12 protein-coding genes are annotated in these 9,603 nt (G+C 68.5%); 7 read left to right on the forward strand and 5 right to left on the reverse strand.

From position 1 onward, the window contains the following. Positions 1 to 123 precede the first annotated feature (123 nt). A complete protein-coding gene (locus tag ABIC44_RS19370; RefSeq protein WP_354297054.1) occupies positions 124 to 585 on the reverse strand; it encodes a DUF1465 family protein in 462 nt (153 codons plus the stop codon). A 75-nt stretch (positions 586 to 660) separates the two neighbouring features. Next, complete coding sequence (locus ABIC44_RS19375; RefSeq protein WP_307099560.1) at positions 661 to 858, reverse strand: YdcH family protein; 198 nt, start codon at positions 856 to 858, stop codon at positions 661 to 663. Positions 859 to 1,066: 208 nt separating this feature from the next. On the opposite strand from ABIC44_RS19375, the gene ABIC44_RS19380 reads away from it, so the two are divergent. Then, on the forward strand, positions 1,067 to 1,222 hold the full coding sequence (locus ABIC44_RS19380; protein ID WP_307099562.1) for a YdcH family protein: 156 nt from the start codon (positions 1,067 to 1,069) through the stop codon (positions 1,220 to 1,222). Between the two features lie 136 nt (positions 1,223 to 1,358). Here ABIC44_RS19380 and ABIC44_RS19385 read toward each other — a convergent pair whose 3' ends face one another. Further along, positions 1,359 to 1,724 (reverse strand): PilZ domain-containing protein, encoded by a 366-nt coding sequence (locus ABIC44_RS19385; RefSeq protein ID WP_307099564.1) that lies wholly within the window; start codon positions 1,722 to 1,724, stop codon positions 1,359 to 1,361. 194 nt (positions 1,725 to 1,918) lie between these two features. Beyond that, complete coding sequence (gene dksA, locus ABIC44_RS19390) at positions 1,919 to 2,380, reverse strand: RNA polymerase-binding protein DksA (protein WP_307099566.1); 462 nt, start codon at positions 2,378 to 2,380, stop codon at positions 1,919 to 1,921. Between the two features lie 441 nt (positions 2,381 to 2,821). On the opposite strand from dksA, the gene ABIC44_RS19395 reads away from it, so the two are divergent. Continuing rightward, positions 2,822 to 3,748, forward strand: a complete 927-nt coding sequence (locus tag ABIC44_RS19395) for a PEP-CTERM sorting domain-containing protein (RefSeq protein ID WP_354297055.1) — start codon at positions 2,822 to 2,824, stop codon at positions 3,746 to 3,748. A 26-nt stretch (positions 3,749 to 3,774) separates the two neighbouring features. Here ABIC44_RS19395 and ABIC44_RS19400 read toward each other — a convergent pair whose 3' ends face one another. Further along, entirely contained in the window at positions 3,775 to 4,290 is a 516-nt protein-coding gene (locus ABIC44_RS19400; protein ID WP_309701980.1) for a host attachment family protein, read from the reverse strand. 90 nt (positions 4,291 to 4,380) lie between these two features. On the opposite strand from ABIC44_RS19400, the gene serS reads away from it, so the two are divergent. The 5 genes from serS (at position 4,381) to tyrS (ending at position 9,477) form a co-directional block, all read left to right on the forward strand. Further along, a complete protein-coding gene (gene serS / locus ABIC44_RS19405; protein WP_309701978.1) occupies positions 4,381 to 5,658 on the forward strand; it encodes a serine--tRNA ligase in 1,278 nt (425 codons plus the stop codon). Then, the gene (gene surE / locus ABIC44_RS19410) at positions 5,658 to 6,422 is read left to right on the forward strand and encodes a 5'/3'-nucleotidase SurE (protein ID WP_354297056.1); all 765 of its coding nucleotides are present in this window, start codon (positions 5,658 to 5,660) and stop codon (positions 6,420 to 6,422) included. Before serS ends, surE begins: the two co-directional genes overlap by 1 nt. Before the next feature lie 55 nt (positions 6,423 to 6,477). Further along, positions 6,478 to 7,683, forward strand: a complete 1,206-nt coding sequence (locus tag ABIC44_RS19415; RefSeq protein WP_354297057.1) for a peptidoglycan DD-metalloendopeptidase family protein — start codon at positions 6,478 to 6,480, stop codon at positions 7,681 to 7,683. Between the two features lie 112 nt (positions 7,684 to 7,795). Then, positions 7,796 to 8,197 carry a hypothetical protein gene (locus tag ABIC44_RS19420; RefSeq protein ID WP_354297058.1) on the forward strand — a complete coding sequence of 134 codons (402 nt, stop codon included), beginning with the start codon at positions 7,796 to 7,798 and terminating at the stop codon, positions 8,195 to 8,197. 53 nt (positions 8,198 to 8,250) lie between these two features. Continuing rightward, entirely contained in the window at positions 8,251 to 9,477 is a 1,227-nt protein-coding gene (gene tyrS, locus ABIC44_RS19425) for a tyrosine--tRNA ligase (RefSeq protein WP_354297060.1), read from the forward strand. Positions 9,478 to 9,603 lie beyond the last annotated feature (126 nt).

The following is a 9,603-nucleotide window of genomic DNA, read 5'->3' on the forward strand; positions in this document are numbered from 1 at the left end:
GAGCCTTTGGGCTCGCTCAACCCCTCACCCAAGCTGCGCTAGCCAGCAGGCTGGCAAGCTCCGCTAACCCTCTCCCCTGTCCAGGGGAGAGGGAAGAAGACGCAACACTGAATGCCGATCCGCCTAGAAGGCACGGTCCAGCCGGGCGTGCAGGGCGCCGACCGGGCTGGTCGCGGGGGGCTCTTCGTCCGCCATCTGGTCGAGCCGGTCCAGCCGCCGGTGGAGGTCGAGGCTGGCATGGATCAGCATCCGCGCGCGGGTCGGCAGGCTGGCCACGACCGCATCCTCCGACTCGGGCGACGCGCCCAGCCGCCGGACGGGCTCGCGCGCCTGCGACCAGCTGATCTCCCCCGCCTCGACCGCGCGCTGGGTCAGGACCCAGGCGATGACGTGCATCAGCCGTGTCGTCACCTTGAGCGACTCGCAGGAAAAGGCGACGCGCGCGATCGGGTCGAGTGTGCCGCGTTCGTCGCGCCCCGCCTCGTCGAAATAGCCGCGCGCCGATTCGGCCAGCAGCATCGCCTCGGCATAAAGGCTGTCGATCAGCCGTGACTGGAACTGGGACCGGAACGCCGCACAAAGCATGGCGCCATCGCTCGCACGACCGCCAAGAATCGGACAAGCCCCGGAAATCCGGCCCCTTGTCCCGTTACGATGCGGTCAGGCGATGATGTCGGGGATCAGGCGATCCTCCAGCTCGGCCAGTTCGTCGCGCAGCCGCAGCTTGCGCTTCTTCAGGCGCGCGATCTGCAACTGGTCGGGGGTGGCGGATTGCAACAGGGCCGAAATCGCATCGTCGAGATCGCGATGCTCGACACGCAACATGTCGATGCGCGCGCGTGCCAGCGTGACGTCCATCCTGCCCCCTTTTTCGACGCGACCGACGCAGGGTTGCGCGTCGATCCGCCCCACCTCTAGCAAGGCCGGGCGATGCGCGCGAGAGGCCTTCGCATCGTCGCACGGATCGGCTCGCTTGGTCGATTCTGACGAAATTGAGGGGGGACAGACGCGCGTTTTGGTGTTTTACTTCCTGCCCCAAAGCAATGGATCAGGAGGTTGAAGCCCTATGCATACGGCGCATCAAACGGCCCTGGAGACCAAGCACGCGACGCTGGACCGGCGAATCAGTGCCGAGACGCAACGCCCCGTGCCGGACGCGATGATCCTGGCGGATCTCAAGAAACAGAAGCTGAGGCTGAAGGAAGAGATACAAGGCCTGTAACCCTGACCGGCCGCGCGGGTCATGCCGACCCGCCGCGGCCCTTTCGGCGCACCGACCGCGCCGTCACGATAGGCCATGGCGATCATCGCCGAGCCCGACGCCCGGAGGCGTCCCGCCACCGCCCGTCACCCAACGCTCAATAGGTAAAGGGTCGGGTCCGCCCGGCCATGTTGGGCTTGGCATATTCCGGCGTCGAGGTGCCGCCGCCGACCGGCTTGCGGACCAGCTTCGGATCGATCGGCCGGTCGAAGGCCACCCCGACCCGCCCCTGGGTGCACCAGGCGACCCGCCCCGCGACCAGGCCGATACCGCGTAGGTCGAATTGGATCGGCGTACCGATCTCCACCGCGACCGGCAGTTCGGCCATCAAGCCGCCCTCGGAGATGTTGCGTACCCGGACTTCGCGCGTCGCCGGATCGTCGCCCAGCGTCATCGCCGCCATCAGCAACAGGCTATCGCGACGTCCGTTGCGGTGGCCTTCGTCCAGTTCGTCTTCCGCCATGTCAGCCCTGCTGTCAGGCGTACGGCCATCGCGTCCCTGTCGATGCCCGTGGCGCCCGTATGTCTCTCGCGCCGTCATGCGATAACCGCATGCCGATTGCCAAGCCGTTAATGCGACAAACCGGCTGGATACGCCCGCGCCCACCGCCCGAACGGCCCCAACTCCGCAAGAGAAGCGGGGGCCGCCATCACGGCTCAATCGTCGCGCGAGACCTTTTCGTTGCGCTCATGCCGTTCCTGCGCCTCGACCGTCATGGTCGCGATGGGCCGCGCCTCCAGGCGGCCCAGGCTGATGGGCTCGCCGGTCACTTCGCAATAGCCATATTCGCCCTCGTCGATCCGTCGCAGCGCGGCGTCGATCTTGGAGATCAGCTTGCGCTGGCGATCGCGGGTGCGCAGCTCGATCGACCAGTCGGTTTCGCTCGATGCGCGATCGGTCAGATCGGGTTCGCGCAGCGAATCCACCTGAAGCTGCGACAGGGTTCCCTGCGCCTCGCGCTGGATCGATTCCTTCCAATCGATCAGCTTGCGCCGGAAATAGGCCTGTTGCTTCAGGCTCATGAACGGCTCGTCCGCGCTGGGACGATAATTTTCGTCGAGATCGTTGGCCACATCCGGGCCTGTGGAGTCCGTCACGTGATTAAACACCGTCGCCATACCACTCTCCCAAAGGGCCCGTCGGTGCGACACCCCGCACCGCGTCCCCGGGGCCGCCCCCTGATGGTCGAGAGCGCCTATAGTCGGTGCCACCGTCTGCCGCAAGCGACCGGCATTTCATCGAAGTTCGAATTTCTATAATAAAGTTGCAAACTTAACGCGAGATGCACGAAACCATCGATTGCAAAGGATTTTCCAGACCCGAACATCGAAAATACGGGCACAGTGTGACAGGGCGATCGGACGGCCCTAGCGCCAACCAACCGGCGGACAGGCCCGGCACGACATGCCCGCGAATCCCATAACTGAACGTGGCCGGGCACAAGAGGCTTGGAGCTTAAGCCTTTGTTGGTCACTATGATGACAGGATAGGGTGCAAAAGCCGTGCGGACGGTCGGGAGAACCGGATGCCGCCATATTGTGCCGTTTGAGGAATTGTGGATGTCAGTGCGAATGGCCTTGGCGAAGCTGACGGCATGTGCCGCTGGTGGCGCCGTGATCGGCGGCGGCGCCGTCCACATGGTCGAAAGTCCCAAGCGGCCGCCGCTGGTCAAGCAGACCAAGGTGAAGAAGCGGATCGTCCATCGCCGGCCCAAGGCGCCGCCGCGTCGCATCGTCACCCGTCGCACCGTCACCACCACCACGCCGCCGCCGACCATCGTGACCGTCACGACCCAGGCGCCGCCGATCCCCGTCCCCCTGCCCGATGCCGGTCCGGCGGTCACGTCCGGCGGCGGCTATGTCCCGGCGGTGATCGGCGGCTGGGGCGGCGGCGGCGGTTGGGGCGGCGGCTTTGGCGGCGGCTTCGGCTTTGGCGGGGGCTTTGGCGGCGGCGGATCGAGCGGCAACATCGTGATCTCGTCGACCAGCAGCGGCGGGTCGACCTCCACTTCCTCGGCCTCGGGCGGTTCGGGTGGCTCGGGCGGGTCCTCCTCGTCCACCTCCACCGGCGGGGTCAGCAGCACCTCGTCGTCCGGAAACGTGTCCAGCACGTCCTCGTCGGGTAACGTGTCCAGCACGTCGTCTAGCGGCAATGTCTCGTCGACCAGTTCCTCGTCGGGCAATGTCAGTTCGTCGACGTCGAGCGCATCGAGCGCGTCCTCGGCATCCTCCGCCTCGTCGGCATCGTCCGGGGGCTATGCGTCGAGCAGCAACGGCTGGTCCTCGAACGGTTCGTCGGCCAGCTCCGCTTCCTCGGCCTCGAGCGCGTCGTCCGCGTCCAGCGCCTCGTCGGCCAGCAGCGCCTCGTCGTCGGGCAACGGCAAGCCACCCTATACGCCGGTGCCCGCACCGCCGATGATCCTGCTCTTCGGCAGCGCGGCGGCGGCGCTGGTCATCCGGCGACGGCTGGCCGCCAAAGCGGGCTGAGCCGCGCCGCCGCCGGGGACGGTCGGTTACGCCTTTTGCAGCGCGGCCTCGATCTCCGGCACCGGATGGCCGGTCAGGTCCTTGGCCAGTTCGCCGACCAGCCGGTCGCTGACTTCCTTGTGATAATGTTTGCGCAGCTCGCCCAACGTCTTGGGCGGCGCGACCACGATCAGCGATTCGAACTCATTGGCCAGCGCGCGGCGCTTCAGCATGTCGGCGGTCTCCGCCGCGAAGCGATCCTCCTCCTGCTGGTGATAGTCGGTTTCGCCCATCGACCCGCGCGAGGCGGCGAACTGCGCGCCCTGTCCCCCGCCACCGGCCTGGTTCGATCCGCCCTGCGCGATGGCGGGCGCGCCGGGGCCGCTCTGGGTCGAGGAGGCCGAGCCCGCGCGGTCGGTCTTCTGGTCGCGATCGGCGGGATTGGGATGCTCCACGGCATGCTCGACCTTCAGATTGGGATATTCGGCATCCCCCTCGTTGCGGAAGAACAGGCTCTTGCGACCATCGACGACCAGTACGAAACTGTTATGCGGCACCTGCATCGCGTCTCTCCTTGATTGCGCAGCAAGGTTAACGCGGACGCGTCGCCACGGGTTGCGTGACGGCGGAGCCGGGGCCATAGCCTCCGCCCCATGCACGACATTCGCCTGATCGGGGCCGACCCCGCCGCCTTTGACGCCGCACTCGCCAAGCGGGGCGCCGCCCCCCTGGCCGACTCGCTGATCGCGATCGACGAGCGCCGCCGCGCGATCATCGCCGAGGCGCAAGCCGCGCAGACCCGCCGCAACGACCTGTCCAAGCAGATCGGCCAGGCCAAGGCGGCGCGCGACGAGGCGCGGGCCCAGGCGCTGATGGACGAGGTCGCGGCGCTGAAGGCGAAGCTGCCCGAGCTGGAGGAGCAGGAACGCGCCGTCGAGGCGGAGCTGAACACCGCGCTCGCCGCCATCCCCAACCTGCCCGCCGCCGACGTGCCGCAGGGCGCGGACGAGAATGACAATGCGCTGGTCCACCAGAAGGGCGAGCCCACCAGCTTCGCCTTCGAGGCGCGCGAGCATGACGCGATCGCGCCCGCGCTGGGCATGGATTTCGAGACCGGCGTGGCGCTGTCGGGCGCGCGCTTCACGCTGCTGCGCGGTCCCATGGCGCGGCTGTCGCGCGCGCTCGGCCAGTTCATGCTCGACCGGATGACCGAGCAGCACGGCTTCGAGCTGGTCCAGCCACCGCTGCTCGTCCGCGACGAGGCCGCGTTCGGCACCGGCCAGCTGCCCAAATTCGCCGAGGACCTGTTCCGCACCACCGACGGCCGCTGGCTGATCCCGACCGCCGAGGTGTCGCTGACCAATATCGTGCGCGAGGCGATCCTGAGCGAAGCGGAGCTGCCGCTGCGCTTCACCGCGCTGACCCCGTGCTTCCGCTCGGAAGCGGGGGCGGCGGGGCGCGACACGCGCGGGCTGATCCGCCAGCACCAGTTCGACAAGGTCGAGATGGTGTCGATCACCACCCCCGACCAGTCGGATGCCGAGCATGAGCGGATGACGGCGGCGGCCGAGGGGGTGCTGGAGGCGCTGGGCCTGCCCTATCGCCGGATGCTGCTGTGCACCGGGGACATGGGCTTCTCGGCGGCGCGCACCTATGACCTGGAGGTCTGGCTGCCCGGACAGGCGCGGTATCGCGAGATTTCGTCCTGCTCGACCTGCACCGATTTCCAGGCGCGTCGGATGATGGCACGCTATCGCCCGACCGAGGGCAAGGGCACGCGCTTCGTCCACACGCTCAACGGCTCGGGGCTGGCGGTCGGTCGGACGCTGGTCGCGGTGATCGAGAATTACCAGCAGGCCGACGGCTCGGTCGTGGTTCCCGAGGCGCTTCGCCCCTATCTCGGCGGACAGGCGGTGCTGGAGCCGCGCTGATGCGCATCCTGCTGACCAACGACGACGGCTATCACGCGCCGGGGCTCGCCGCCTTGGAGCGGATCGCGGCGACCTTGTCCGACGATGTCTGGATCGTCGCGCCCGCCGAGGACCAGTCGGGAACCAGCCGCTCGCTGACCCTGACCCGGCCGATGCGACTGCGCCAGTTCGGCGAGCGGCGCTTCGCGGTGACGGGGACACCGACCGACTCGGTGCTGATGGCGCTGGGCGAGGTGATGGCGGATCATAAGCCCGACCTGATCCTGTCGGGGGTCAATCGCGGCGCCAATCTGGGGGAGGACGTGCTCTATTCCGGGACGGTCGCCGCCGCGATGGAGGGCGCGCTGGCGGGTATCCGCTCGATCGCGCTCAGCCAGCGCTATCCGCATCAGGGCAAGGGCGATGCGGTGTCCTTCGCCACCGCCGAGGCGTGGGGCGAGCGGGTGCTCCGGCCGCTGCTGACCCGTGATTTCGGGCCGCGCACGCTGGTCAACGTCAATTTCCCGCCGGTCGAACCCGAGGCGGTGAAGGGCATCCGCGCCACCCGCCAGGGCCTGCGCGACTATGGCCGCGCCAGGCTGGAGCGGCGCAGCGATCCGCGCGGCTATGACTATTACTGGCTGGCGCTGGGCCGCCTGCCGCACCAGCCGGGGGACGATACCGATTTGGACGCGATCGCGGACGATCATATCGCGGTCACGCCGCTTCATCTTGATCTGACGCATCGAACATCGCTTGCTATGCTCGACGCGGCATATCGCTGACACAGTGCCTGGGGGGAAACGGGGCGTGGATCGGAGTTTGAGACTATCGGGGAGCGTGGTCGGAATCGGCCTGTTACTGTCGGGCTGCATCCCGAACATGGAGCCGCCGGTCGGCCCCGCCCCGCCCGTCGCCCAGCCAGCAGCCCAGCCCCCTGCCGTCGAGGTTCGCCCGCTGCCGTCGCGCCAGCCTGTTCCGGTCCGCCCGACCGCGACCGTGCCCCCCCATGCGACCAGCACGCGGCCGCCGATCCGGCGATCGGTGCCGGTCCGCCCGGCCCCTCGCCCACCCGTCGCATCAACGCCGGTCCGGCCCGTGCCGCCCCCGGTGCAGGCGCACGCGCCCTCGCCGCCTGCGCCGCGTCCCAGCTGGGAACTCCATCCGGTCACGCCCGATGCGCAGGTGATCGAGGGGTCGACCTATATCGTCAAGCCGGGCGACACGCTGCGCGTCGTGGGCGACCGGACCGGCGCGGGGACCGAGGCGATCGCGCGCGCCAACGGCCTGCCCCCGCCCTATGTGATCCGCACCGGCCAGAAGCTGATCATCCCCGCCGGGCGCTTCCACCTCGTCCGCCCCGGCGAAAGCGGCATCGCGATCGCGCGCGCTTACGGCGTGCCCTGGTCGCGGATCGTCGAGGCCAACGCCTTTGCCGAGCCCTATGTCCTGCGCGCCGGGCAGCGCATCCTGATCCCCGGCAATCCGGTCAGCGCGCCGCTCAGCAGCGCGGCCGAGCGCGCCGCCGCCTTCACCCTGGACGTCGACGACATCCTGACCGGCGGCGAGCCCGCGCTGGCGAGCAACCAGGCCCCCGCCCGGCCCAGCCCGACGCCGCGCCGCGTCCTGCCGCCGACCGCCGTGGTGGCGGCGCCCGCGCGGCTCAGCTCGGGCTTCGCCTGGCCGGTCGAGGGCCGCGTCGTCAAACGCTTCGGCGCGGGGCCCAGCGGCGAGCGCAATGACGGGATCAAGATCGCGGTGCCCGCCGGCACGCCGATCAAGGCGACCGCGGACGGCGTGGTCGCCTATGTCGGTGACGGCATCGCCGCGCTGGGCGGGCTGGTCATCGTCAAGCATGGCGGCGGCTGGACCAGTGTCTATGGCCATGCCTCCAAGCTGCTCGTCCAGCGCGGGCAGAGCGTGAAGCGCGGGCAGACGCTGGCGCTGTCGGGGCAGAGCGGCTTTGCCGAACGGCCCGAGCTGCATTTCGAGCTGCGGCGCGGGCGCGCCCCGGTCGACCCGCTGAGCCAATTGCCCGGACGCTGACCCCTGTTATCCGAATCCTGAACGCTGCCTAACGGCCGGTTCAGGATTCGGAACGCCACGACCTGTCATAGGTTGAAAACGACATGGGGCCGTTGCCCCCGGGAGTTGGCGTATGAAGAAGATGTTCAGGATGCTGGCCATGATGGGCCTGTCGGTGGCGGGTGTCGCGACCACGACCGCGCTGCCGCTCTCCAACGCGCAGGCCCAGTCCTGGCGCGATGACGGGCCGCGCCGGGATCGCGACCGCGACCGGGCCGAGTGGCGCCGCGACGATCGGCGGGACTGGCGGGACGACCGGCGCGGCGAACGCCGTGGCTGGCGCGACGATCGCGGCTGGCGGGGTGACGACTGGCGCGGCCGTCGCGAGGCACGCGTCCAGCGCGAGATGGACCGGGCCCGCCGCACCCCCGGCTATGTCGATCCGCGCTCGCAGGGCGACTATACCGATTATAACGGTCGCGGTTATCGCCCCTGCCGCTATGTCCGCCAGAATGGCCGGACGCTCTGTCGTTAAGCCCTTCGTCGGAGGGTGACGAATGCGGATCGGCGGTGTAACGAGCCAGCCCTATGGCATACACGTCCGATCTGCTTCGCACCCTGGATGAACGGGGTTACGTCCACCAGATGACCGATGCCGCCGCGCTGGACAAGCTGGCGGCGTCGGGGGTGGTGCCCGGCTATATCGGCTTCGACCCCACCGCGCCGTCGCTGCATGTGGGCAGCCTGGTGCAGATCATGCTGCTGCGCCGGATGCAGCAGACCGGCCACAAGCCGATCGTGCTGATGGGCGGCGGCACCGGCAAGATCGGCGACCCCAGCTTCAAGGACGAGGCGCGCAAGCTGCTCGGCGAGGACGGGATCAAGGACAATGTCGCCTCGATCAAGCGCATATTCGAACGCTTCCTGACCTTTGGCGACGGGCCGACCGACGCGGTGATGGTCGACAATGCCGACTGGCTCGACAAGCTGGAATACATCCCCTTCCTGCGCGAAGTGGGGCAGCATTTCTCGGTCAACCGGATGCTGTCGTTCGACTCGGTGAAGCTGCGGCTCGACCGCGAACAGTCGCTCAGCTTCCTCGAATTCAACTACATGATCCTCCAGGCGTACGACTTCCGCGAACTGGCGCAGCGTCATGGCTGCCGCCTCCAGATGGGCGGGTCGGACCAGTGGGGCAATATCGTCAACGGCATCGAGCTGGCCCGCCGCATGGACGGGACCGAGGTGTTCGGCGTGACCACCCCGCTGATCACCACGGCGGATGGCGGCAAGATGGGCAAGACCATGGCCGGTGCGGTCTGGCTGCACGAGGACCAGCTGCCGCACTTCGACTACTGGCAGTTCTGGCGCAACACCGACGACCGTGACGTGGGCCGCTTCCTGCGGCTGTTCACCGACCTGCCGCTCGACGAGATCGCCCGGCTGGAAAAGCTGGAAGGCGCGGAGATCAACGAGGCGAAGAAGATCCTCGCCAACGAAGCCACCGCCATGTGCCGGGGCCGCGCGGCGGCGGACGAAGCGGCGGAGACGGCGCGGCGGACCTTCGAGGAAGGCGCGGCGGGTGCGGCCTTGCCGAGCTTTGCGGTTTCGGGCGGATCGGTCACGATTGTCGACGCGCTAATCGGCCTGGGCTTCGCCAAGTCCAAGGGCGAGGCACGCCGCCTGATCGCGGGCGGCGGCGCGCGTATCGATGGCGAGAAGGTGGCGGACGAGAATGCCGTCATCGCGGTCGGCGGCGAGCCGGTGAAGCTGTCGTCGGGCAAGAAGAACCATGGGCTGCTGACGGCGGGGTGATTCTCCTAGCCTTCGACTTCGCTCAGGCTGAAGGGAGTGTCAGGAATTTCGTGTGCGGGCGGGCGGATGAACATTACGCCGCCATGGCCCGGATGAAACGCTCGCCGAAGATGACGGCGAACTGAG

Origin of the sequence: Sphingomonas sp. 1185 (assembly GCF_040544655.1) — a bacterium.
Taxonomy (GTDB): Bacteria; Pseudomonadota; Alphaproteobacteria; order Sphingomonadales; family Sphingomonadaceae; genus Sphingomonas.